Below are 24464 nucleotides of genomic sequence, written 5' to 3'. Positions count from 1 at the left end.
GGCCGGCGACCCGGTCGCCGCCGTCCTATGCGGTGGAGCACGATGGACGAACTGATTACCTACGCGCCCGAGCTCGCTCAGGGCTTCCTGGAGAACGTCAAGCTCGCCCTCGTGGCGCTGGTCGTCTCCTTCATCCTCGGCACGGTCCTGGTGGGGATGCGCGTCTCGCCGACGCCGGTGCTGCGCGCCGCCGGCACGGTCTACGTCAACGTGGTGCGCAACACCCCGCTGACACTGGTGCTGGCCTTCTCCGCGCTGGGTTTGAGCGACCAGCTCGGCCTGGTCTTCTCAAGCCAGCCTCAGACCAACTCCTTCTGGCTCGTGGCGATGGGCCTGGGTGTCTACACCGCGGCCTTCGTCGGCGAGGCGCTGCGCGCCGGCATGAACACGGTGCCGATGGGGCAGGCCGAGGCGTCCCGGGCGATCGGGCTGACCTTCTTCCAGACCCTCACTATGATCATTCTGCCGCAGGCATTCCGGGCGGTCATCGCGCCGCTGGGCAGCGTGGTCATCGCCATGATCAAGAACACGACGGTCGCGACCGCCGGCGGCCTCCTCACCGACTCCGCGGCCACAATGAAGATCGTCTTTGATACGACCGGCGCCTCCATCCCGATCTTCCTCGGCGTCATCGCGGCCTTCATGGTCCTGATCCTGCCGATCGGCTACTTCACCGGGTGGCTGTCGCGGAGGCTGGCGGTGGTCCGATGAGCACGAACGTTCTGTTCGACACCCCCGGCCCGCGTGCCAGGGTGCGCAACCACCTGCTCACGGTCGTCAGCGTCGTGCTGGTGGCCGCCGTCCTGTACGGCGTCTACCGCGGCTTCGACGCCAAGGGCCAGTGGGCGGGCAAGATCTGGGAGCCGTTCCTCCAGGCCTCGACCTGGCAGGAGTTCATCATCCCGGGCCTGATCGGCACGCTGAAGGCCGCGGCGGCGGCCGCGGTGCTGGCGCTGCTGTTCGGCGCGGTGTTCGGTCTGGCCCGGCTGTCCGACCACGCCTGGATCCGCGTCCCGGCGGGCCTGGTCGTGGAGGTCTTCCGCGCCATCCCGCTGCTGCTGCTGATCTTCTTCATCTTCTACCTGGCGCCCAGCGTGATGGGCGGCGGCGACTACGCCTTCTTCGCGGTGGTACTCGGCCTGACCCTCTACAACGGCTCGGTGCTGGCCGAGGTGGTCCGGGCCGGCGTGCTGTCGGTGGCCCGAGGGCAGTCGGAGGCTGCTTACGCGATCGGCATGCGCAAGAACCAGGTGATGCGGATGGTACTGCTGCCGCAGGCCGTCACGGCGATGATGCCGGCGATCGTCAGCCAGCTCGTGGTCCTCCTCAAGGACACCGCGCTCGGCTACATCATCGCCTACGTCGACCTGCTCAACACCGGCTTCAAGATCCTGCCCGCGGTGTTCTTCGGGTCGCTGATCCCGGCCGCCATCGTCATCGGGATCATCTACGTGGCGCTCAACATGTCGCTGAGCTACCTGGCGAACTTGCTGGAGCGGCACACGCGGCGCAGCCGCAAGCTGACGACCGGCCCGGTCGAGCCGCCCGACGCGATGATCGGCGCGGCCGCCGGTGGCGTTGGCGGGGTCGTCATCGACTGATCCCTTCGGGAACACCGGAACACGGGTAAGGGCGGTCACCTGGTCGGGTGACCGCCCTTCACTGTCTCTGATCTTCCGGCAGGATGCCCCTATGCCCTTCTGGCGCTCCCCCATCTCCACGACCGACGTCGCCCGGTCCGGGCTCCGGCCGGCCTGGCCCACCGCGCGGGACGGGCAGGTGTGGTGGACGGAGGACCGGCCGGACGAGGGCGGCCGGACGACCATCGTGCGCCGCGCCGCCGACGGCACGCGCCGCGAGCTGCTGGCCGCGCCGTGGTGCGCGCGCACCAGGGTCCACGAGTACGGCGGCCGGCCCTACGCGGTGACGCCCGCCGGCGAGGTGGTCTTCTGCAACCTCGCCGACCAGCGCCTCTACCTCGGCCATGACGACCCCGTGCCGCTCACCCCGGCGGACGACGGCTCCCGCTACGCCGACCTGCTGGTCCGCGACGGCCGCGTGTGGTGCGTGCGCGAGCGCCACCACGACGGCAAGGTGACGCGCTCCGTCGTCTCATTCGCCCTCGACCGGCCCGGCGATCTGCGCGAGCACGTCACCGGCGCCGACTTCTACGCCTTCCCCACCCTCTCCCCCGACGGGCGGCACCTGGCCTGCGTCTGCTGGAGCCATCCCCGCATGCCGTGGCACGGCACCGAGCTGCGCGTCACCCGCCTGGCCGACGGCGTCTCGTGGACGGTCGCGGGCGGGCCGTCCGAGTCGGTCCTGGCGCCCCAGTGGAAGGACGACGGCCACCTCTACCTGGTCTCCGACCGCTCCGGCTGGTGGAACCTGCACGAGGTCCCCGTGGCCGGCGGTCCCTGCCGGGCGCTGTACCCGGCCGAGGAGGAGTTCGCCGGGCCGCTGTGGCGGCTGGGCGGCCTGCCGTACGGCGTGCTGGGCGACGGGCGGCTCGCGGTGCTGCACGGGCGCGGCGACCTGCGGCTGGGTGTGCTGGACCCGGGGTCCGGGCTGCTGCGCGACCTGGACGTCCCCTGCGAGGGGTGGGACCCGGCGCTGGCCGTGGACGGCGGGGATCTGGTAGGGGTCGGGTACGGTCCCACGGCGCCGCGGACCGTCCTGCGGGTGGACACGGCGACGGGGAAGGCCGAGACGCTGGCCCGCGACGCCGGGTGGCTGCCGGAGCGCGCCTTGCTGCCGTCGCCGCGGGCGGTGGAGCTGCCCGGCCGCGCCGGCCGCCGCGTCCACGCCCACCTCTACCCGCCCACCGCGGGCGAGCCCGGCACGCTCCCGCCGTACGTGGTCTTCGTGCACGGCGGGCCCACCGCGCACGCCGGCACCGCGCTCGACCTGGAGAAGGCCCTGCTCACCTCGCGCGGCATCGGCGTCCTCGACGTGGACTACGGCGGCTCCACCGGCTACAGCCGGGCCTACCGCGAGCTGCTGCGAGGCCGGTGGGGCGTGGTGGACGTGGAGGACGTCGTCGCGGCGGCCGAGTGGCTGGCGAGCGAGGGCCTGGCCGACCCCGGCCGGGTCGCGGTGCGGGGCCGCAGCGCGGGCGGCTGGACCGTGATGGCGGCCTGCTGCCGATCCGGCGTGTTCGCGGGCGGGGTGTCCTACTACGGCGTCAGCGCGCTCGCCCCGCTCAACGCCCACACCCATGACTTCGAGTCGCGGTACGTGGAGTGGCTGGTCGGGCCGGAGGACCCGGAGCTGTACGCCCAACGGGAGCCGCTCGCCCTGGTCGGCGGGGTGACCTGCCCCATGCTGCTCCTCCAGGGGCTCGACGATCCGGCCGTGCCGCCCGAGCAGTCGGAGGCGTTCGCCGACGCCCTGGCCGAGCGCGGGGTGCCGTGCACGTACCTGGCGTTCGAGGGCGAGTCGCACGGGTTCCGCCGCACCGAGACCGTCGCGACCGCCCTCGCCGCCGAGCTGGCCTTCTACCAGCAGATCTTCAGCTGACGCGAAGCGCCGTCAGCCCTTGCGCCACTCCCCCGACCCGAGCGCGCCCGCCGCCTGCGGCCCCATGAGGCCGAGCCCGCCGTCGACGAAGACCGTCGAGCCGGTCACGTACGACGCGGCCGGGCTCGCCAGGAAGGCCACCACGGCGGCCACCTCGTGCGCGTCACCCGGCCGGTTGATCGGGTAGCCGGGCCTGGTGCCGATCTGCGGCGGCAGATCGTCCTGGCCGGTCATGGGCGTGGCGATCTCGCCGGGCGCCACGGTGTTGACCGTGATGCCGTACTCCGACAGCTCCAGGGCCAGGACGCGGCTGAGCATCCGCAGGCCGCCCTTGGCCGCGCAGTACGGGCCTGAGCCCACGCGCGGGTACTCCTCGTGGACGCTCGTCACGCTGACGATGCGCCCGCCCCGCCCCGTCCTGGCCATCCGCCGCGCGGCCCGCTGCGAGCACAGGAACGGGCCGTCGAGATCCACCGCCACGACCGACCGCCAGCGCTCGTAGTCCATGTCGATGAGCGGCTCGGAGCTGCCGGTGCCGGCGTTGTTCACCAGCACGCCGAGACCGCCCAGCTCCTCGGCGAGGTCGTCGACGACGGCCGCGGCGCGTTCGGGGTCGGTCAGGTCGTGGCGGCGCACCGCGGCGGCCTTGCCCAGCTCGCGCACCTGCCCGGCGGTGTCCTCGGCGCCGTCGCTGTCGGAGTGGAACGTGATCCCGACGTCGAACCCCTGCTCGGCCAGCATCACAGCGGTGGCCTTGCCGATGCCGGAGTCGGCTCCCGTGATGATCGCGACCCGGTCGTACCCCTCGGTCATGACTCTCCCCTGGTCGGTTGCGGGCTCGTGCCGGGCCCCCGCCCCTGTGGCGCGGCTCGCGCACCGGGCGGCGGCCCTCCGGCCCCTGCCCGCGACGAGCCCCTCCACCCCTCAGCCCCCTCCACCCTCCTGCCAGGCGGACGCCAGGTCGCTGCCAGCGTGGATGCCCGCGGACCCGGACACCGTTGAGGACATGCCGCCCACCACCCACGGGGCGGTGGTTCAGCGGGCGAACTCGGTGGCGCGGGACTCGCGGACCACCGTGATGCGGATCTGGCCCGGGTAGGTCAGCTCCTCCTCGACCTGCTTGGCCACGTCCCTGGCGATCACCTGCGCCTGGATGTCGTCGATCGCGTCCGGCTTGACCATCACCCGGATCTCCCGGCCCGCCTGCATGGCGAACACCTTCTCCACACCCTCGTACGACTGCGCGATCTCCTCCAGCCGCTCCAGCCGCTTGACGTACGCCTCCAGGGACTCGCGGCGCGCGCCGGGACGGCTGCCGCTGATCGCGTCGGCCGCCTGGGTGAGGACCGCCTCGACCGTGCGGACCTCGACCTCGTTGTGGTGCGCCTCGATGGCGTGGACCACGTCCTCCGACTCGCCGTACCGGCGGGCGATCTCCGCGCCGATCAGCGCGTGGCTGCCCTCCACCTCGTGCGTGAGTGCCTTGCCGATGTCGTGCAGCAGGGCGCAGCGCTTCATCAGCCGCTGGTCGAGCTTGAGCTCGGCGGCCATGATGCCGGCGATGTGCGCCGACTCGATGAGGTGCTTCAGCACGTTCTGGCCGTAGGAGGTGCGGTAGCGGAGCTGGCCGAGCAGCAGCGTCAGCTCCGGATGCATGTCGGTGATGCCCAGCTCGACCAGCGCGTCCTCGCCGGCTCTGGCGCACAGGTCCTGGACCTCGGCGCGGCTGCGCTCGTGCGCCTCCTCGATGCGCTGGGGATGGATGCGGCCGTCGAGGACGAGCTTCTCCAGCGTCAGCCTGGCGGTCTCCCGCCGCACCGGGTCGAAACACGACAGCAGCACCGCTTCGGGGGTGTCGTCGATGATGAGGTTGACGCCGGTCGTGGACTCGAACGCCCGGATGTTGCGGCCCTCGCGGCCGATAATGCGGCCCTTCATCTCGTCGCCCGGCAGGTGCAGCACGCTGACCACGGACTCGGCCGTCTGCTCGGCCGCAACCCGCTGCACCGCCAGGGTGACGATCTTGGTGGCGCGCTTCTCGCCCTCCTTGCGGGCCTGTCCCTCGATCTCCCGGATGATCAGCGCGGCCTCGCGCTTGGCCTGGTTCTCGATCTGCCTGACCAGCTCGGCCTTGGCCTGGTCGGCGGTCAGCCCGGCGACCCGCTCCAGGATGGCCCGCCGCTCCTCCTCGACCTGGAGCAGCTCGGCCCGCCGCTCCGACAGGCGCGCCTCGGCCTCGCCCAGCTTGCGCTGGAGCTCGGACTGCCGTCTGGCCTCCTCGTCCAGGCGCTCCTCGCGCTCGGCCAGGCGGGTCTCGCGGCGTTCGAGGTCGGCCCGCAGCTCCTTGAGCTCGGACTTGAGGATCCGGCCTTCCTCCTCGACCTCGCGCCGCATGCGCGCGGCGCTCTCGGCCGCGTCTTCGGACCGGCGCAGGATCTCCTCGGCGTCGGACTCGGCCCTGCCGCGGATCTCCCCCGCCTCCTGGCGGGCCTGCTCCAGCTCCTCGTGGACGGCCTCGACCTGCTCGGGGGACGGCTTGGCGGCCTGCGGCAGGAGCCCCGAGGTGCGGCGGACCACTATGAGCAGCGCGGCGATCATCCCGAACGTGAGCAGGAGCACCGCCACCGACAGCACCACGACAAGCGGCCCCATGTGCTCCCCGCCCTCCTCGCGTCGTCAACACCCGTAAACGTGGCCACAGAACGCGAGGGGTCACATGCGCGGCGCGGAACGCCGATCGGCGTCGTCACGACGACGGAGGTCTCGCCGAGGCTGTCTCGCCGAGACGAAAGCCAGGCCGAGCTCGGCCGGGCACCGACTGGGACAGCCGGGGCCTCGCCCGCCTCGATGGAACAAGCTCGTTCGTCCGTACTTCACCGGTATGACAATCCGCGCAGCGCGGAGTAACTCCTCACTGCCGTCGAGGTTATGCGTCGGAGAAGTCACGAGCAAGCAAACGGGTTATCAAGCGTGTCTTACGGGATGGCTTCTCGTGATTCGCCCGGATATGGTGCGATCCCGGAAATGGCACGCGTACGACAAGCCGCGCCCTGGGCCCGTGCGCGCACGTCCCGGCCGTGCCGGCGGGGGGCACGGGCGCGTTCTTTCCCCTCCGGTCAATGCCATAAACCCCACAAGTCACATGTGTCCCGCATTCGCCTCCGGCGGGGGCCCAATGGGGCTCACCTCACTGAAAGCCGGAAACCCATTTCGTCCCTCAGGCACGCAGGCGCAGCCCCCGGGGAGTCGGGTGGAAGCCCGCGGCCTCCAGCGCCTCCGCCAACGGCGACTCGGTGATGGAGGCCCCGTCGGCACGCTCGACGGTCAGCTTGCCGAGGGCGCCGTCGCGCACGGCCAGCGCCAGCGCGTCCACCGCGGGCCGCAGCCGCTCGTCGTCGGTGAACGACAGCAGCGTCTTGCCGCCCCGCTCGACGTACAGCACGAGGAACCCGTCGACGAGCACCACCAGCGCGCCGGCCTTGCGTCCGGGTTTGTGGGCGACGTCGCCGGGGTGCGCCGGCCACGACAGGGCGCCTCCGTAGGGGTTCGCCGGATCGGCCGCCGCGAGCACCACCGCCCGCCGCGTCCCCGCACCACCGGCCGCACCGGTGGACAGCTCGGCGGGGGGAACGGCCGGGGCGCTCGAGGGCGCCATGGCCCGCATCCGGTCGACGGCCCCGGGCAGCGCGAACTGGGCGCCTCCCAGCCCTTCCACGAAGTAGCCGCGCCGGCATCGGCCGCTCTCCTCGTAGGCGCGCAGCACCTGGTAGACCGGCGAGAACCCGCCGGGCAGCCGCTCGGACGTCACCGCGCCGCGGGTCAGCACCCCGTGGCGTTCGAGCAGCGCCTCGGCCTGCGCCTGCGCCCGCTGGGTCGCGTCGCCGGCCGGTGACGGCAGCAGCCACCATCGCCCGCCCACGGTCGGCGGCCCGCTCCGGGTGGGCAGCACGGCCCGGCGGCGGCGCGTCGTGGCCGGCCGGTGGGCGGGACGCCCGGAGCCGAGCGTGGCCCGCAGCGGCGCCAGCGTGTCGCCCGACACCCGGCCCGCCCACACGAGGTCCCACAAGGCCGTGGCGAGCGCCGCGTCGTCCAGGGAGCCGAGCCGCTCGGACAGCCCGCGGAAGAACAGCGCCCCTCCCCCGCCGAGCGCCTCCAGCACCTGCTCGTGGACCGGCGTCATCGTGATCTCGCCCGGCTCCGGCAGCAGCACCGGCGCGGTGTCGGCGAAGTAGAGCGAGACCCATCCGTCGCCGCCCGGCAGCGACCCCTGTCCGGACCAGATCACCTCGCCGGAGGAGGTCAGCTCGTCGAGCAGCGACGGATGGTAGCCGGGCACCCGCGAAGGGAGGACCAGGGTCTCCAGCGCGGAGGCGGGCACGGCGGCGCCCTGGAGCTGCTCGACGGCGTGGACGAGCGCGTCCATCGCCCGCGCCGCCCCCGCCTGCCTTGCCGGCCCCGCGGTCCCGGAGGAGCCGGTGATGCCGTGCCAGGCCGGCAGGAACAGGGCCAGCGTCTCCGGCGCGACCGGCTCGACCTCCTTGCGCAGCCGGGCCAGCGAGCGGCGCCGCAGCATGCGCAGCACGCCCGCGTCACACCACTCCTCGCCCCGGCCCCCCGGCCGGAACTCGCCGTTGACCACCCGCCCGGACGCCGCCAGCCGGTGCAGCGCGTCGCGCACCACGGCCACGCCCAACCCGAACCTGGCCGCCGCCGTGCCCGCGTGGAACGGCCCCCGCGTGCGGGCATGGCGCGCCACCAGGTCGGCCAGCGGATCGGCGACCGGCTCCAGGAACGCGTGCGGCACGCCCACCGGCGGCGGCACGCCCAGCGCGTCGCGCATCCGCGCCGCGTCCTCGATGGCCGCCCACTGCTCCTCGCCCGCGACGCGCACCCGGATCGCCCGCCGTGCCCGTTCGAGGTCCTCCAGCCAGGCCGGGTCGCCGCCCCGCACGCTCACGTCGGGCGCGAGCAGCGGTCCGTGCGAGCGCAGCAGGTCGGCCAGGTCCTCGGCGTCGCGCAGCGGCCGGTCGAGCCGGGCCAGCTCCCGCTCGGCGTCGGAGATCACGTCCGGGTCGAGCAGCTCGCGCAGGTCGGCCTGGCCCAGCAGCTCCGCCAGCAGCGAGGTGTCGAGGGCCAGCGCCTGGGCCCGGCGCTCGGCCAGCGGCGCGTCGCCCTCGTACATGAACGCGCCCACGTAGTGGAACAGCAGCGACGCCGCGAACGGCGACGCCTGCGACGTCTCCACCTCGACCACCCGCACCCGGCGGGCGGCGATGTCGCGCATCAGCCGGACGAGCCCCGGCACGTCGAACACGTCCTGGAGGCACTCGCGCATCGTCTCCAGCACGATCGGGAACGACGCGTACCGCGAGGCCACGCCCAGCAGGTTGGCCGCCCGCTGGCGCTGCTGCCACAGCGGGCTGCGGCGGCCGGGGGTGCGGCGCGGCAGCAGCAGCGCCCGGCCCGCGCACTCCCTGAACCGCGAGGCGAACATGGCCGACCCGCCCAGCTCCTCGGTGACGATCTGCTCGATCTCCTCCGCGTCGAACGCGGCCACGTCGGACGGCGGCTCGGTCAGCGTGTCGGGGATGCGCAGCACGATGCCGTCGTCGGAGTGGACCGCCTGCACGTCGACGCCGTAGCGCTCCTGGAGCCGCCGGTTGATCGCCAGCGCCCAGGGCGCGTGGACCCGCGCGCCGTACGGGGAGTGGATGACCACCCGCCAGTCGCCCAGCTCGTCGTGGAACCGCTCGACCAGGAGCGTGCGGTCGTCGGGCACGTAACCGGTCGCCTCGCGCTGTTCGGCCAGGTAGGACTGGAGGTTGGCGGCGGCGTACTCGTCCAGCCCGGCGGCCCGCGCCCGCTCGGTCGAGCCGTTCGCGGCCTGCTCGCGCAGGAACGCGCCGATAGCCCTGCCCAGCTCGGCCGGGCGGCCCGGGGCGTCGCCGTGCCAGAACGGCAGCTTGCCCGGCTGGCCGGGGGCCGGGGAGACGAGGACCCGGTCGGCCGTGATGTCCTCGATGCGCCACGACGTCGCACCGAGCACGAACACGTCGCCGACCCGCGACTCGTACACCATCTCCTCGTCCAGCTCGCCGACCCGCGACGCCTTCTCGCCCACCAGGAACACGCCGAACAGCCCGCGGTCGGGGATGGTGCCGCCGTTGGTGACGGCCAGCCGCTGGGCGCCCGGCCGACCGCGCAGGGTCCCCGTCACCCGGTCCCACACGACACGGGGGCGCAGCTCGGCGAACTCCTCGCTCGGGTAGCGGCCGGCCAGCATGTCGAGCGTGGCCTCCAGCGCGGAGCGGGGCAGGGTGGCGTAGGAGGCGGCCCGCTTCACCACGGCCTCCAGCTCGTCCACCGTCCACTCGTCGAGCGAGGTCATCGCCACGATCTGCTGGGCGAGGACGTCGAGGGGGTTGCGGGGGTAGCGCAGCTCCTCGATCTCGCCGTTCTTCATGCGCTCGGCCACGACCGCGGTCTGCACGAGGTCGCCGCGGTACTTGGGGAAGATCACGCCCTTGGACACGGCGCCCACCTGGTGGCCGGCCCGGCCGATGCGCTGCAGGCCGCTCGCCACGCTGGGCGGCGCCTCGACGCAGGCGACCAGGTCCACGGCGCCCATGTCGATGCCCAGCTCCAGGCTGGAGGTGGCGACCACGGCGGGGAGCCGGCCCGACTTGAGCGCCTCCTCGATCTGCGCCCGCTCCTCCTTGGAGACGGACCCGTGGTGGGCACGGACGATCTCGGTCACCACCCCCTTGCTCGCGCCGGCCTGCGCCATCATCTCCGCGGGACTCCGCCGCACCAGCCGTCCCACGTCGGGGCCGTCCGGCGTGCGGGACTGCGGCGTGCCAGGGTCGGACGCGCCGGGGCCGGACGCGCGGGGGCCGGGTGTATCGCCGTCACCGTGGCCGTCGCCGCCGCTGTCACCTTCGCGGTGGGGGTCGGTCTCCCAGATCGACAGGTCGATCGCGTCGGCCGTCCCGGGTCCATGGGCTCGCTCGTACGCCAGCTCGTTGAGGCGTGTGCAGAGGCGCTCGGCCAGCCGCCGGGAGTTGGCGAACACGATCGTCGAGCTGTGCGCCCCGATGAGGTCGAACAGCCGGTCCTCGACATGCGGCCAGATCGAGCGGCTGGCCGGATCGGGCACCAGGTCGTCGCCGTCGCCCCGGCGCGGCCCGCCCTCCAGCTCCGTCATGTCCTCGACCGGGACGACGACCTCCACCTCGATGCGCTTGTCGGAGGGCGGCTGCACCACGGTCGCCGGCCGGGAGCCGCCCAGGAACGCCGCCACCTCGCTGACCGGCCGGACCGTCGCCGACAGGCCGATCCGCTGGGCCGGCCGGTCGAGCAGCGCGTCGAGCCGTTCGAGGCTGAGCGCCAGGTGCGCGCCGCGCTTGGTCGCCGCGACGGCGTGCACCTCGTCGATGATCACCGTGCGCACGTCGCGCAGCGCCTCGCGCGCCTGGCTCGTCAGCAGCAGGAACAGCGACTCGGGCGTCGTGATGAGAATGTCGGACGGCTTGGCCGCGAACCGCCTGCGGTCCTGGGCCGGGGTGTCGCCGGACCGGATGGCCACCGAGATCTCCGGCACGGGCAGGCCCAGCCGCCGGGCCGTCTGCTTGAGCCCGGTCAGGGGTGCGCGCAGGTTGCGCTCGACGTCGACGGCCAGCGCCTTGAGCGGGGAGACGTACAGCACCTTCGTCCCCCCGGACGCGCCCTTCGCCCCTCCGGCGCCCTTCGTCCCCCCGGAGGCGGCCCTGGCTCCCCCGGCGCCCTTGGTCCTCCGGGACACGCCCCTCTCACTCCCGGCCGTCCTGGAGCGCCCGGCCGGCTCGGCCGGCGCGGACGGCTCGGGGCGCTCGGCCTGCTCAAGGTGCTCCGACTGCTCGGCGGCCAGCCGGTCGAGGGACCACAGGAACGCGGCCAGCGTCTTGCCGGAGCCCGTCGGCGCCACGACCAACGTGTTGTCACCCCGGGCGATGGACTCCCAGGCCCCCTCCTGCGCCGCCGTGGGCGCGACGAAGGCTCCGGCGAACCACTGCCTGGTCACCTGGCTGAAATGGTCGAGCGAGCTCACCTGCCCATAGTGCCTCGCCGTACCGACAGAAAACGCATTGTGGCGGCCCCTGGTGATTGAGCGGGCACACAGGCGGACATAGAGCGACCGTGAGCATCGACCAAGCAGCCATCGACGCGCGCCGCGAGGAGATCAGGGAGCGCTACCTCTTACCGCACCGGCCACCCAGCAGCGCTCGCGGGCTGCACCACTTCGCGCTGGTGTCCTCGGACCTGGAGCGGACGATCCGGTTCTACCAGGAGCTTCTGGAGTTCCCGCTCACGGAGATCATCGAGAACCGCGACTACAAGGGTTCCAGCCACTTCTTCTTCGACATCGGCAACGGCAACCTGCTGGCCTTCTTCGACTTCCCGGGGCTCGACCTCGGCCCGTACCAGGAAGTGCTCGGCGGGCTGCACCACATAGCCATCTCCGTCGACACGGCCACGTGGGAGCGTCTGCGCGGGAAGCTGGAGGTGGCCGGCGTGCCGCACCAGATCGAGAGCGGCGCCTCCATCTACTTCCGGGATCCCGACGGCGCCCGCCTGGAGCTGCTCGCCGACCACCTCGGCGAGATGTACGGCTCACGCGTGCTCTGAACCCACTTCGGAACCCGCGCTTCGAGCCGCCGTGCCGATGTCCGCCCTGTGTTCGGACGGGGCGCGACCTGTCGCCGCTGTCTCGATGCCCTGCGACCTGCCGCCGCTCTCTCCATGCGGTACGGCCTGTCGCCGCTCCTTGGATGCGGGACGGCCTACCGCCGCGATGCCCGGCGCGTCCTCGGCTCGCCCGCGCGGGGTGCCTGCCTGATGCCGGCGTGCCGTTCGGACCTTTCCGCCTTGTCCTTCTGCACGGCGAGACGTTGCGCCAGGCGTAACTCGCGGCGCCTGGCACGGTTCGCCTTGGTCTTGTTGGTCTTCGGGGGTGAGGGTTTGTGAGTCTTGGCCATGCGGGTGTCCTACCCATGCCGCCGGTGGTCCCATACTTGAGTGATGCGGTTGACCGAGTTCTGGAGGCGGATGCGCGCCCACTTCGGCGACACCTACGCCGACTCGTGGGCCCGCGACTACGTGCTGGCGCCCCTGGGCGGTCGCACGGTCACGCAGGCGCTGGCCGAGGGCGAGAGCGCGAAGAGCGTCTGGCGAGCGGTCTGCCAGGTGGAGAACGTGGCGTCGTCGCTCCGGTGACCTCAGGACGTCACCGGGGGGACGCGTCGAGCGTCCGCCTCAGCGCCCCGGCCGTGCGCGCGAGCTCCTCCACCCGTCCCTGACCGCCGGGCGCCCACAGAAAGATCCATCCCCCGCGCGAGGGGGTGGCGAAGATGATCGTCTGCCGCCCGGTGTCCGGATGCCAGACCCAGAGCATCGGATCGTCGCCGCCTATCATGCGGCTCACCAGTCCTTGCTCGGGCAGCAGCTCGGCGAGAGCCTCCAGATGGGCGCGCCGTTCCCCGGTGTACGTGTTCGCCACGTCGTCGCCTCCAACCCTCCACCCATGAGTCTCCCCGGCTCATATCGGCTGGCAACACGTATGCCGCAAACCACCGCATATACGGTCGATCTGGACGTACCGTCGCGGCGCACTCACAGAGAGAGCCGACGGCAGCCGATCGCTCGGCGACCGGAGCGCCGCCCTGGAGCCGCCGTGCGACTGCACGGCTCGCCCAGCACCACGGACACCGACGACACCACCACGGTCACGTCCCCGCCCTGAACGACCGCCCCGCCGCCGACCCCGGACCACTCAGGATCGCCCGCGGGGAAACGGCCGAGTGCACGCGGGGCGAGGAGCCGGTGCCACGCCGGAGAACACGCACGCGCAGCCGTCACGCCGCGCAACGGCGGCGTCCAGCGACGCGAGCGGCCGACCAGGGCGAGCAGCCGGACGCGGGGCAGGGCGGGCGACCGGGACCACGCAGAGCGGGCGGCCGGTACCACGCAGAGCGGGCGATCGGGCGCCGGCAGGGCGCAGCGGGGCGGCACGGCGATCGGCGACTCCCGGGCAGCGTGTTACCGGTGTGATCGAACAGCCGTTCGGCTACCATGAGAGACGCCGGGGACTCCGCCCTCCCCGACGACCCACAGAAAAATGTCGGTGGCAGGCCGTAGCTTTCACTCGACTGAATCGGACCACGACCCTTCAGGGGGAGCTCCCATGGCTATCAACGACCGCGAGAAGGCCCTCGAGACCGCCCTCGCCCAGATCGAGCGGCAGTTCGGCAAGGGCTCCGTCATGCGCCTCGGCGATGACGCCAGGGCTCCCATCGAGGTGATCCCCACCGGCTCCATCTCTCTCGACGTGGCGCTGGGCATCGGCGGCCTGCCGCGCGGCCGGATCGTCGAGATCTACGGACCGGAGTCCTCCGGCAAGACCACGGTGGCCCTGCACGCGGTGGCCAACGCGCAGCGGGCGGGCGGCATCGCGGCGTTCATCGACGCCGAGCACGCCCTCGACCCCGAGTACGCCAAGAAGCTCGGCGTCGACACCGACGCGCTGCTCGTCTCCCAGCCCGACACCGGTGAGCAGGCGCTGGAGATCGCCGACATGCTGATCCGGTCCGGCGCCGTCGACATCATCGTCATCGACTCGGTCGCCGCGCTGGTGCCCAAGGCCGAGATCGAGGGCGAGATGGGCGACAGCCACGTCGGCCTCCAGGCCCGCCTCATGTCGCAGGCGCTGCGCAAGGTCGCCGGCGCCCTCAACAGCACCGGCACCACCGCGATCTTCATCAACCAGCTTCGCGAGAAGATCGGCGTCATGTTCGGCTCGCCCGAGACCACGACCGGCGGTAAGGCGCTCAAGTTCTACGCCTCGGTCCGCATGGACATCCGCCGCATCGAGACCCTCAAGGACGGCACGGAGGCGGTCGGCAACCGCACCCGCGTGAAGGTCGTCAAGAACAAGATGGCCCCGCCCTTCCGGGTCGCCGATTTCGACATCCTCTACGGCGTGGGCATCTCCCGCGAGGGCGGCCTGATCGACATGGGTGTCGAGCATGGCTTCGTCCGCAAGTCCGGCGCCTGGTACACGTACGAAGGCGACCAGCTCGGCCAGGGCAAGGAGAACGCCCGCAACTTCCTGAAGAACCACCCCGACATGGCCAACGAGATCGAGAAGAAGATCAAGGACAAGCTGGGCGTGGGTCCGCGCGTCGACGCCCCGGCCGAAGCCGCCCCGGCCGCCCCTGCCGCCCCGGCGGCCGCCGCTGCTCCCACGGGCCGCGGCTCGAAGGCCGCCGCCGCGCCGAAGCCCGGTGACGTCTGATCGGCCTCCCATGAGTGAACACCGGCCATCGGCCTCGGCATGAGCGGCGACGACCAGGCGCCCCACGACCACGACTGGGGCGCCTGGCCAGACGTCCCGCCTTCATCCGCCGGCCGTACGAGCAGACGCGGCCAGCCCGGCTCCGCCTCCACGTCCGGTTCCGGTTCCACGTCCGGCTCCGGTTCCACGTCCCGGTCCGGCTCGTCCTCGACGTTCCGGTCCGGCACATCCCGGTCCGGCCGTCGTTCGGACGCGGCTTCCGGCCAGAGCCAGGGCGCGGCGAGCGGCCGCCGGAGGCGCGGGTTCTCACCGGACGACGCTTCGGACACGTCGAGGAGCCAGGGGTGGAGTGGCTCACGCGGTCAGGGAGGGGACACCTCGCCGTCGGTGGACGGCTGGCCCTCACTGACCGAATGGCACGAACAACGCAGACAACGCGCCACCTCCGCCGCCCCGGAGCCTGACCTCCCCTCATCCGACCTCACAGGTCAGCGCCCCCAGGAGCTCAACGACCAGGACCCCCAGCCCCCAGCCCTCACTGAGGCAACGGAAGCCGGCCACCCGGATGGCGTCGAGGATGGCGCCCCCACCTGGCCGACACAGTCATTGGACCGCACGCACCCCTTCTGGGCCGCCGGACCAACCACCCCGTCCGGGAACGCCGACGCACCTGCGACCACCGGGCAGTCCGCCGACGCGGACGATCCATTCATGGCCAGGGCACCTTCGGGCACCTGGTCACCGCTGGAGGAGCCGGAGCCGGACGATCATGCGGGTGCGAGTACGGAGTCGCCGTGGACAGGCGGAGCCGACGACCTCGCGAGCGTCGCAGCACCGTGGAGCGGCACAGCCGGTGACAGCCCGAACGTCGCAGCACCATGGAGCAGCACGGCCGGTGACAGCCCGAACGTCGCAGCACCATGGAGTGACGCGGGTGGTGACAGCGCTGGTGCCAAGTCGCCGTGGACCGACACAACTGATGACGACGCTGGTAGCAGGTCGCTGTGGAGTGACAGGACTGGTGACGACACGCGCCTAGTGGCGCCAGGGAGCGCTGCGGCTGGCGACGGCATTGGCGCCGAGTCACCGTGGAGCGACAGAGCCGGGGACGACACCAGCACCCCTGGGACCGGCACCATGGGGACCGGCACCATGGGGACCGGCACCACTGGGACCGGCACCACTGGGACCAGCACCCCTGGGACCGGCACCATGGGGACTGACATCACTGGGACCGGCACCATGACAGGCGCTGCTGGTCCCGCGGACACCACAGGCGTCGGCCCCAACGACACGAATGGCACCATGGGCGTCACCACTGGCACCACCGCTGGCACGACCGAGACCAGCGCTGTCACCTTCGGCACCACCGGCACGACCGACACCAGCACCAACACCGACGCCAATGCCAACGCCAACGCCAACGCCAACGCCAACGCAGGGTCGCTGTGGGGCGGCGGGGCCGATGACGGCGTGGGTGACGGCATGGGTGACGGCGCGGCCGAGGAGGGGCCCGCAGGTCGTGGGCGTCGGTCCGGGCGAGGACGTTCCGGAGGAGGACGTTTCGGGTCTGGGCGTGGCGGGCGAGGGAGGCGGTCCGGTGGCGCGGGCCGGGGTTGGTTGTCTGACGGGCCCGACGAGGAGTCGCCCGCGGCATCCGCGCCTCCGGCCGATCCCGAGTCGGTGGCGCGGGCCATCTGCCTGCGGCTGCTCACGATGGCGCCCAAGACGCGCGCCCAGCTCGCCGAGGCCCTGCGCAAGCGTGACGTACCGGATGAGGCGGCCGAGGCAGTGCTCGACCGGTTCTCCGAGCTGGGCCTGATCAACGACGAGGCGTTCGCCGAAGCGTGGGTCGACTCGCGCCACCATGGCCGCGGCCTCGCCAAACGGGCTCTGGCGGCCGAGCTGCGCCACCGCGGAGTCGACTCGGAGACGGTGAACGAGGCCGTGGAGCGGCTCGACCCCGACCAGGAAGCCGAGACGGCCCGCCGCCTCGTGGACCGCAAGCTCTCCTCCACCCGCAACCTCGACCCCCAGACCCGCACCCGCCGCCTCGCCGGCATGCTGGCCAGGAAGGGCTACCCGTCCGGCCTCGCGTTCCGGGTCATCAAGGAGGCGTTGGAGCAGGAGGGCGTGGAGGTGGAGGAGGACTATCCGTAAGGGGCGGTGCTGGGCTGAGGTTGAGTGAGGTTCGAGGGTGCCGCGCATCCCACGGCACCTGCACGTCACTGCACCTGAAGCCCGCCGAGTCGCGAGTCCCGAGTCCGCGTGTACCGAAGCCCGCTGCACCCGAGGCCCGCCAGGGCTGAGGCCGGCCGAGTTCGCCGGAGCGATCTGGCAGGGCCGGCGGACTCCAGAGCACTTCAAGCCTCGAACATCTCGGTACCCGGAACGAGATCCGGCGGCAGCCCGGTGATCAGCGTTGATCAACTGTCTGTCAGGAAGGCGAGTGCGTCGGGAGCGAAGCGCTTGTCGGTGAATGTGGCGCTGTGGCTTTGGCCCGGATAGACGATGAGCTGGGCGTCGGGGATCCCTTCTACCGTCTGCCGAGCCAGTTCCAGGGGGTAGACGAGGTCCTTGCCTCCCTGGATCAGCAGCGTGGCGGCCTTGATGTCGTGCAGCCGTCCGCGCAGGTCGAAGCCGTCCTCGGCGTTGAGCACGGTGACGGCGTCGGTGTGGTCCTTCTGCCCGCTGTCCGACAGCCACAGCAGGCCTTTGAGCAGTCGCCGGCCGATTTCCGATTCGGTGACGATCTCGGCCAGCGCGGGACTCGGTCGCCTGCCTTGGTGTGCGCGTTCGATGTAGGTGCGCTGGGCCCGCCTGCCGACAGGGCCGAGGGTGGCGGCCGTGCCGGCCAGGACCAGGCGGTCGACCAGGTCGGGATGGTCGGCGGCGAGTTGGAGGGCGATGGAGCCGCCGGTGGAGATGGCCAGCATTCTCACCGGACCCTCGAAGGTGGTTGTGATCGCTTGCGCGTAGACCGCGGCGAGGTCGGCCATCGTCGTGGTCGGTGGCAGCCCGGGTGGTCGGTTGACGACGTAGACGGTGAAGTGCTCGCTGAACGGTCGTACCATCCGCATCGTGGACCAGCGCGCCAGGCCCGTCGGGTTGACCGCCTGCGGGGTGTGGAGCAGGACGACCAGAGGTGGTCCTGTACCGGCTGACAGGTACGGCAGGCCGTTCATCATGAGGTGATCCCCTCGGTGACCGCGTCGATCAGGCGGTCCATCACGGCCGGGTAGATCTCGGCGCCCAGGTGTTCGGCGTGCAGCGGAGTCAGCAGGACCGCGCGCAGCACGCCGAGCAGAACCTGGGGGTCGCCATTCACATGGGTGCTGAGGAACTGGAGCAGGGCGGCCATCGGGCCGTCCGCCGCGGCGGCCATCCTCTCCGGGGTGAGCTTGGCGGCGACCGCGGCCATCTCCTGGGGGTGGGACACCAGGCGCCGGTAGAGCGGGTTGGTGTCGAGTTCTGCGACCGTGGCGCGCAGGAAGCGTCGCAGCGCGTCGCGGGTGTCGGCGCCGCGGTTGAGGCCTTCGTCGATCACCCGCCGCCGCACCTGCTCGCTCTGGCGCAGCATGGCCTCGAAGTAGAGGTCCTCCTTGGAGGCGAAGAAGGCGTAGAGCGAGGACTTGGCGATGCCCGCGGGAGCGGTCAGCTCTTCCAGGGACGTCTTGCGCAGGCCCTGGGTGGAGAAGAGTCGGACGGCGGTGTCGAGCAACTGCTCGATGATCCGCGCCCGCTCTTCCTCCGAAAACGCCGGCGGCATGCTATCTCCATATGAACAGATCAGATGTTTGTTCACAGCCTATCGCTGGGTGGCACAGCGACTTGCGCGCGGTGCTGAAGAAGCTCGGCCTGTCCGGCGACCCGGCGATCGCGTCGATCGTCGCCGCGCAGTTCGCCAGGGCGCTGGTGGTGGTGAGCCGCTGGGAGCGCGGGGAGGGTTGACGGCCGGGCGTGCGGGACCGGCACTGCACGCCTGGTCCTCCTACATCTTCGCCGCGCCGGCCCAGTTCGAGACGTAGACGCCGAGGACGGCGTACCGGCCACGGATCTTCCCGTTCAAGCCCCCCTTTACGGCAGGCACGGAAAGGCCCACCCGCCGTGCGGGGCCGGGCTCTGTCCAGGGGAACGCTCCTCCGGCTCCCCGGCCGGCCACCGTGACGTGCGCACCGTGGGCCGCCTGGACGCCGTCCCGTGGAGGGCGAAGCCGGGCGTCAGAGTGAGGTGGGGCCGTAGAGGGCGTGGGGGGCGGCCGTGGTGAAGGCCCAGTAGCGGTCGCCGTAGGACCAGTGCCACCACTCCGTGGGGTAGTTGACCAGCCCGACCGGTTCCAGCGCCGCCGCCAGGATCTTGCGGTGCTGCCGCGCGGCCCCCGGCAGGTCCAGCGCGCCCGTGTAGCACAGGCCGCCGCTCCGCTCGGGGGTGTCGTTGACCGCCGTGCCCATGTCGTACTCGATCCCGTCCGGGTCGCACAGCGTGAGGTCGACGGCGGCGCCGGCGGTGTGCGGGGCCACCTCGATGGGCGAGACGTAGCGGCTGGTGGCGGCGTGCAGCTCGTCCGGCGTCAGGCCGGGGAAGCGCTCGGCCAGCTCGGCCCGGTAGCCGTCGAAGATCTGGCGCTGCGACGCGATGGACCGGTGTCCCTCGACGATCAGCAGGTGGTACCCGTCCGGCAGGGATCGCTCGGCACGTTCCAGCCTGTCGAGAAGGCCCTGGCGCAGGTGGGCGTAGGCGCCCTCCGGGTCGGCCATCCGGTGATCGACCCGGAGCCGGCCGCGGACGTCGGCCAGCGGCTCCCCGTTGTCGTGGAGGAGGGTCGCGGCGACACGCGGGTCGGAGATCAGCACGATGCCGCCAGTTGGGTGCCACATGTGCAGCAATTCTCACACAGTGTCGGAGAAGACCTGTTCGCGGGCCTGCTCCAGGGCGGCCACCAGAGCCCCGCGCAGCACGGGGTTCCCGGTCACGCCGGTGGCGACGACGCTGGGCCGGCTGGGGCTGATCGCGGCCACGGCCTCCTCGACGCGGGCGGCGAGCTCCGCGCCGCCCGCCTTGCCGATGTCGCCGGCGAGCACGATGAGCCCGGGGTCGAGGACGACGCTGACGGCTGCGACGGCCACGGCCAGACGGGCGGCGACCGCGTCCAGGAATCCGTCGTTGCCGGACGTGGTCGCGGCACGGACCAGCTCGGCGACCGGCACCGCGCCGTGATGGTCGGTGGGAGCATCTGAGCGGCCCGCGGAAGGGCCGGAAAGGCCGCGATGGCCTGCGAGGGCGCGGGCGCCGGTGTCACCGCTGCCGGCGAGGCCCCCGTCGGTCCCGTCGGGAGAGACGAGGACACCCGCACCCTCCGGCCTCCGGAGGACCCCGTACTCCCGAGCCAACGCCACCAGCGCCTGATGCCCCACCAGCCGCTGGTAGGACCCGCTCTGCGGCTGGGACACGTCGTCCGGCAACGGCTCCCCCGGCACCGGGAGCCAGCCGATCTCCCCCGCCCCGCCCGTGATCCCCCGGTGCAGCCGCCCGTTCAGCATGACGCCGAGTCCCTGGCCGACGCCCGCCCAGACGACGGCGAAGTCGTCGTGCCCCGCGGCGGCGCCGTGGCGGTGCTCGGCGAGGGCGACCAGGTTGACGTCGTTCTCGATGGTCACGGACGCGCCGAGGGTGCGGCGGAGGCTGGCGAGGACGCCGGTGTGCCAGGCGGGCAGGTCGTACGAGAAGCGGACGTCGCCGGTGCCGGGGTCCACCACGCCGCGCGTGCCGATGACGAACGAGCGGAGCCGGCCGAGGGTGATGCGGGCCGAGGCGCAGGCCCGCTGGACGGCGTCGTGAACGGCGGCGACCGGGTCCTCTCCCCCGGCCGGGTCCACGACGATCTCGACGACGACGCGGCCGGTGATGTCGGCCACGCCGACGGTGATGGCGTCGGGCAGCACCTCCAGCCCGGCGACGTGCGCACTGGAGGGAACCACCCCGTACAGGGCGGCGCTGGGGCCGCGGCCGCTGGCCCGCTCCCCCGCGACGTGGACGAGCCCGCGCTCCTCCAGGCGGGCGAGGAGCTGGCCGGCCGTCACCTTGGACAGGCCGGTGCGCTCGCCCAGCTCGGCCCGGGTGAGCGGGCCCTCGGAGATGAGCAGGTCGAGCGCGCTGCGGTCGTTGAGCCGGCGCAGCAGCCGGGGGACGCCCGGGTTGCGGGTCACGGGCTCCCTCCCCTCTCGTCACGAAACGCTAACGCCGGTTTCTTTTAAGAAAGTTTCTTGTTAGTTTACCACCATTCAACACTGACGATCAGCCAGGTGCGGACCCCCGGGCTCGGCACCCGTATGAGCGCAGACCCGACGCGTTTTCGCCGGGAAGGGAGAACCCTAGTGAGGATCGCGAAGACCACGGCCACTACGGTCACCACGGCCGCCTTGGCCCTGGGCCTGGCGGCGTGCGGCGGCTCCACGGAGCCGTCCAAGAGCGAGCCGGCGCAGTCCGCCTCGGCGGCCGGGCCCAAGTTCGCGGGCCAGAGCCTCACCGTCTGGCGCCTCGGCGACCCCAACGAGCCGTCGCAGAAGTACATGGACGACCTCGTCGCCGATTTCAAGACTCAGACCGGCGCCGAGACGAAGGTCGAGTGGATCCCGTGGCCGCAGGTCAACGACAAGTTCACGGCCGCGGCCGCGGGCGGCGAGGGTCCTGACGTGACGGAGATCGGCAACGACCAGGTGCCGCTGTGGCAGAGCCAGGACGCCCTGGCCCCCGTCACGTCGATCACCACCGCCGGTGAGCAGGCCCAGATCCCGAAGAACCTCTTCGGCCTGGAGACCATCGACGGCGAGGTCTACGCCATGCCGTGGGGCGCCGGGACCCGCGCGGTCATGTACCGCACGGACTGGTTCAAGGAGCTCAAGATCGAGGTCCCCAAGACGTGGGACGAGCTCGTGGCCGCCGCCAAGAAGATCCAGGACAAGAAGGGCAAGGACGTCGACGGGTTCGCCTTCAACGGCGGCTCCGACGCCAACCACCTGCTTGGCGCGCTCGCCTGGTCGCAGGGCGGCGAGTACGCGGTCAAGGAGGGCGACAAGTGGGTGGCCAAGCTCACCGACCCCGCCTTCAAGGCCGGCTTCGAGACGTACACGGGGATCGTCACCTCCGGCGTGTCGAGCAAGTCGCGCCTGACGCAGAACACCACCGACATCCGCACCCGCTTCTCCAACGGCAAGGTCGGCATGTACCTCACGGCCTCGTGGGACATCGCCACCATCAAGGAGGAGAGCAAGGGCAAGATCAAGGACGACCAGATGGCGTTCTTCCCCCTGCCCTCCAAGGCCGGCGGTGAGACCCCGGCGTTCTTCGGCGGCAACGACATCGCCGTCTGGAACGACGCCAAGAACAAGGAGCTCGCGACCGAGTTCGTGAAGCTGGCCTCCGGCAAGAAGTGGGCCGACCGCTACGCCAAGGACGGCGGCCTGCTGCCCGTCTACCCGGACACGCTGGCCGAGCTGGCCAAGGACCCGGCGCAGGCGCCGTTCGCCGCCGCCTTCGCCAAGGCCAAGGCGTTCCCCGCGGACCCGCAGTGGACCGAGGCGAACGAGACCAAGGCCGTCCTGCAGAACGCGGCCCGCTCGGTCATCGAGGGCAAGGCCACGGCCGACGACGCGCTCGCCAAGGCCAACAAGGAGCTCGAAGACATCCTGAACCAGTCGTGACCATGACGGACACCTCAACGCTCGCCAGGGGCGGAGACACCTCCGCCCCCCGGCGGGGCAGCGGCTCACGCAAGCCCTCCCGCGCCGGCGGCCTGCCGGCGTGGGCGGTGCCGTACGTCCTGCTCGTCCCCGGCACGGTGGTCATCGCGGGTCTGCTGCTCTACCCGATGGTCCAGATGGTCCTCATGTCGTTCCAGGACATCAGCCTCCGGGTGATCCGCGGCGTCGCCGAGCCGAAATGGGTGGGGCTGAAGAACTACACCCAGATCCTCGACAACGACATCTTCTGGTCCTCGCTCCGCAACACGGTCGTCTTCGCCGTCGTCACCGTGTCGCTCACGCTGGTGCTGGGCACGGCGGTCGGGGTGCTGCTGCACCGGCTGAGCAAGCGGATGTCCACCTTCGTCATCATCGGCATCATGTCCGCGTGGGCGGTGCCGCCGGTGGCGCAGGGCACGATCTGGCGATGGCTGTTCGACGCCGAGGCGGGCATCATCAACTGGGCGCTGAACCTGCTGCCCGACGGGCTGTCGACGCTGGTGTTCGGCCGGGCCGACTGGACGGGCGAGCCGTGGCTCAACGACGCCTGGTCGGTGTACGTGGTGCTGGTGCTGACCGTGGTGTGGGCGTCGTTCCCGTTCGTGGCGGTCTCGGTGCTGGCCGGGCTCAAGGGCATCCCGTCCGAGCTGTACGAGGCGGCCCGGGTCGACGGCTCCACCCCGTGGCGCACGTTCAGGAAGATCACCTTCCCGCTGCTCAAGCCGGTCTTCGCCGTGCTGACGATCCTGTCGATCATCTGGGACTTCAAGGTGCTCAGCCAGCTCTACGTGCTGCTCAACGGGCCCACCAACCGCGAGGCGTTCAACCTGTCCCTCTACTCCTACGCCGAGGCGTTCAAGGCGCCGCCGAAGATGGGCACGGGAGCGGCGATCGCGGTGGTGCTGACGATCATGCTGCTGATCGTCACCGCCTTCTACACCCGGCAGATGGTCAAGCAGGAGGACCTGGCATGAACCCGCTCGCCCGCAAGCGGCTCGCCAGGGCCGCCCTGAACACGGCCGGAGTGCTGGTCTTCCTCTTCGCCGTCTTCCCCGTCTACTGGATGATCTCCACCTCGTTCAAGGCGAACGACCAGATCTTCACCACGGACTTCGTCCCGTTCCCCACGCACTTCACCTTCGACCACGTCGAGCGGGTGCTCACCGAGGGCGTGGCGGGCAACCCCATCTGGATCTACATGCGCAACAGCGCGATCGTCGCGCTCGGCACCGTGCTCGTCGGATCGGCGTTCGCGCTGCTGGCGGCGACGGCGGTGGCGCGCTTCCGGTTCAGGGGCCGCACCGGGTTCCTGATCACGCTGCTCATCGTGCAGATGATCCCGTGCGAGGCGCTGCTCATCCCGCTGTTCCTGAACGTCAAGCGGATGGGCCTGTACGACAACCTGCTCGGGCTCATCGTGATCCAGGTGGGCCTCACCCTCCCCTTCGGCATCTGGATGCTGCGCACGTTCGTCGCGGCGGTGCCCAAGTCGCTGGAGGAGGCCGCGTGGATCGACGGCGCGAGCCGGTTCACCACGTTCAGGAAGGTGCTGTTCCCGCTGGTGGCGCCGGGTCTGGTGGCGACGAGCATCTTCTCGTTCATCACCGCGTGGAACGACCTGATCTTCGCGTTGGTGCTGATGAAGGAGAGCTCCGGCTACACCATGCCGGTGGCCCTGCAGTTCTTCTTCGGGCAGCGCGGCACGGACTGGGGCGCCATCATGGCGACCTCCACGCTGATGACGCTGCCGGTCATCGCCTTCTTCCTGCTGGTACAGCGCCGCATGGTCTCCGGTCTGGTGGCCGGGGCCGTCAAGGGCTGACCTTCCCCCGCGGCCCCCGGCACGGCCGGCGCTCCTCCACGCGCCGGGCCGTGCC

Annotated in this window: 18 protein-coding genes; 10 read left to right on the top strand and 8 right to left on the bottom strand. The window is 71.7% G+C overall.

Features of this window, described 5'->3' with window-relative positions:
- Window positions 1-42 precede the first annotated feature (42 nt).
- The 3 genes from ACIBG4_RS23735 to ACIBG4_RS23725 all read left to right on the top strand — a co-directional run bounded on the left by ACIBG4_RS23735 (window position 43) and on the right by ACIBG4_RS23725 (window position 3519).
- Window positions 43-711: an amino acid ABC transporter permease gene (locus ACIBG4_RS23735; protein ID WP_397203632.1), complete on the top strand. Its 669-nt coding sequence runs from the start codon at window positions 43-45 to the stop codon at window positions 709-711.
- Window positions 708-1601 (top strand): amino acid ABC transporter permease, encoded by an 894-nt coding sequence (locus ACIBG4_RS23730; RefSeq protein ID WP_397203631.1) that lies wholly within the window; start codon window positions 708-710, stop codon window positions 1599-1601. Before ACIBG4_RS23735 ends, ACIBG4_RS23730 begins: the two co-directional genes overlap by 4 nt.
- 91 nt (window positions 1602-1692) lie before the next feature.
- Window positions 1693-3519 carry a prolyl oligopeptidase family serine peptidase gene (locus ACIBG4_RS23725; RefSeq protein ID WP_397203629.1) on the top strand — a complete coding sequence of 609 codons (1827 nt, stop codon included), beginning with the start codon at window positions 1693-1695 and terminating at the stop codon, window positions 3517-3519.
- Between the two features lie 12 nt (window positions 3520-3531).
- Here the strand turns inward: ACIBG4_RS23725 and ACIBG4_RS23720 are convergent, their stop codons facing one another.
- The 3 genes from ACIBG4_RS23720 to ACIBG4_RS23710 form a co-directional block, all read right to left on the bottom strand.
- Complete coding sequence (locus tag ACIBG4_RS23720) at window positions 3532-4332, bottom strand: SDR family oxidoreductase (RefSeq protein WP_355446929.1); 801 nt, start codon at window positions 4330-4332, stop codon at window positions 3532-3534.
- 222 nt (window positions 4333-4554) lie between these two features.
- Complete coding sequence (rny, locus tag ACIBG4_RS23715) at window positions 4555-6171, bottom strand: ribonuclease Y (protein WP_397203628.1); 1617 nt, start codon at window positions 6169-6171, stop codon at window positions 4555-4557.
- Window positions 6172-6736: 565 nt separating this feature from the next.
- On the bottom strand, window positions 6737-11605 hold the full coding sequence (locus tag ACIBG4_RS23710; RefSeq protein WP_397203627.1) for a DEAD/DEAH box helicase: 4869 nt from the start codon (window positions 11603-11605) through the stop codon (window positions 6737-6739).
- An 89-nt stretch (window positions 11606-11694) separates the two neighbouring features.
- Between ACIBG4_RS23710 and ACIBG4_RS23705 the strand changes: the two genes are divergently transcribed.
- Together ACIBG4_RS23705 and ACIBG4_RS23700 are read left to right on the top strand one after the other, a co-directional pair.
- Window positions 11695-12183, top strand: a complete 489-nt coding sequence (locus tag ACIBG4_RS23705; RefSeq protein ID WP_310710462.1) for a VOC family protein — start codon at window positions 11695-11697, stop codon at window positions 12181-12183.
- A 393-nt stretch (window positions 12184-12576) separates the two neighbouring features.
- Window positions 12577-12771: a DUF3046 domain-containing protein gene (locus ACIBG4_RS23700; protein WP_310710463.1), complete on the top strand. Its 195-nt coding sequence runs from the start codon at window positions 12577-12579 to the stop codon at window positions 12769-12771.
- A 10-nt stretch (window positions 12772-12781) separates the two neighbouring features.
- On the opposite strand, the gene ACIBG4_RS23695 is transcribed toward ACIBG4_RS23700, so the two are convergent.
- Complete coding sequence (locus tag ACIBG4_RS23695) at window positions 12782-13054, bottom strand: hypothetical protein (RefSeq protein WP_357632954.1); 273 nt, start codon at window positions 13052-13054, stop codon at window positions 12782-12784.
- A gap of 684 nt (window positions 13055-13738) precedes the next feature.
- Between ACIBG4_RS23695 and recA the strand changes: the two genes are divergently transcribed.
- Window positions 13739-14848 (top strand): recombinase RecA, encoded by a 1110-nt coding sequence (gene recA / locus ACIBG4_RS23690; protein ID WP_397203626.1) that lies wholly within the window; start codon window positions 13739-13741, stop codon window positions 14846-14848.
- 1620 nt (window positions 14849-16468) lie between these two features.
- Entirely contained in the window at window positions 16469-17008 is a 540-nt protein-coding gene (recX, locus tag ACIBG4_RS23685; RefSeq protein ID WP_397203625.1) for a recombination regulator RecX, read from the top strand.
- A gap of 266 nt (window positions 17009-17274) precedes the next feature.
- Here the strand turns inward: recX and ACIBG4_RS23680 are convergent, their stop codons facing one another.
- The 4 genes from ACIBG4_RS23680 to ACIBG4_RS23665 form a co-directional block, all read right to left on the bottom strand.
- A complete protein-coding gene (locus ACIBG4_RS23680) occupies window positions 17275-18036 on the bottom strand; it encodes an alpha/beta fold hydrolase (protein WP_397203624.1) in 762 nt (253 codons plus the stop codon).
- Window positions 18033-18617: a TetR/AcrR family transcriptional regulator gene (locus ACIBG4_RS23675; protein WP_397203623.1), complete on the bottom strand. Its 585-nt coding sequence runs from the start codon at window positions 18615-18617 to the stop codon at window positions 18033-18035. The genes ACIBG4_RS23680 and ACIBG4_RS23675 overlap by 4 nt, the downstream gene beginning before the upstream one ends.
- Window positions 18618-19068: 451 nt before the next feature.
- On the bottom strand, window positions 19069-19725 hold the full coding sequence (locus ACIBG4_RS23670; protein ID WP_310710469.1) for a M15 family metallopeptidase: 657 nt from the start codon (window positions 19723-19725) through the stop codon (window positions 19069-19071).
- Window positions 19726-19737: 12 nt separating this feature from the next.
- Window positions 19738-21054, bottom strand: coding sequence for an ROK family protein (locus ACIBG4_RS23665; protein WP_397203622.1), 1317 nt, complete (start codon window positions 21052-21054; stop codon window positions 19738-19740).
- A gap of 168 nt (window positions 21055-21222) precedes the next feature.
- On the opposite strand from ACIBG4_RS23665, the gene ACIBG4_RS23660 reads away from it, so the two are divergent.
- From ACIBG4_RS23660 to ACIBG4_RS23650, 3 genes are read left to right on the top strand one after another with little or no spacing between them, the layout of a single operon-like run.
- Window positions 21223-22548 carry an extracellular solute-binding protein gene (locus tag ACIBG4_RS23660; RefSeq protein ID WP_397203621.1) on the top strand — a complete coding sequence of 442 codons (1326 nt, stop codon included), beginning with the start codon at window positions 21223-21225 and terminating at the stop codon, window positions 22546-22548.
- A 2-nt stretch (window positions 22549-22550) separates the two neighbouring features.
- Window positions 22551-23561 carry a carbohydrate ABC transporter permease gene (locus ACIBG4_RS23655; protein ID WP_397203620.1) on the top strand — a complete coding sequence of 337 codons (1011 nt, stop codon included), beginning with the start codon at window positions 22551-22553 and terminating at the stop codon, window positions 23559-23561.
- The gene (locus tag ACIBG4_RS23650) at window positions 23558-24409 is read left to right on the top strand and encodes a carbohydrate ABC transporter permease (RefSeq protein WP_397203619.1); all 852 of its coding nucleotides are present in this window, start codon (window positions 23558-23560) and stop codon (window positions 24407-24409) included. Before ACIBG4_RS23655 ends, ACIBG4_RS23650 begins: the two co-directional genes overlap by 4 nt.
- The last annotated feature ends 55 nt before the right edge of the window (window positions 24410-24464 follow it).

This window comes from Nonomuraea sp. NPDC050383, from assembly GCF_044459125.1.
Taxonomy (GTDB): Bacteria; Actinomycetota; Actinomycetes; order Streptosporangiales; family Streptosporangiaceae; genus Nonomuraea.
The sequence above is the reverse complement of the archived record's forward strand: the minus strand, read 5'-3'. Positions and strand labels throughout refer to the sequence as shown.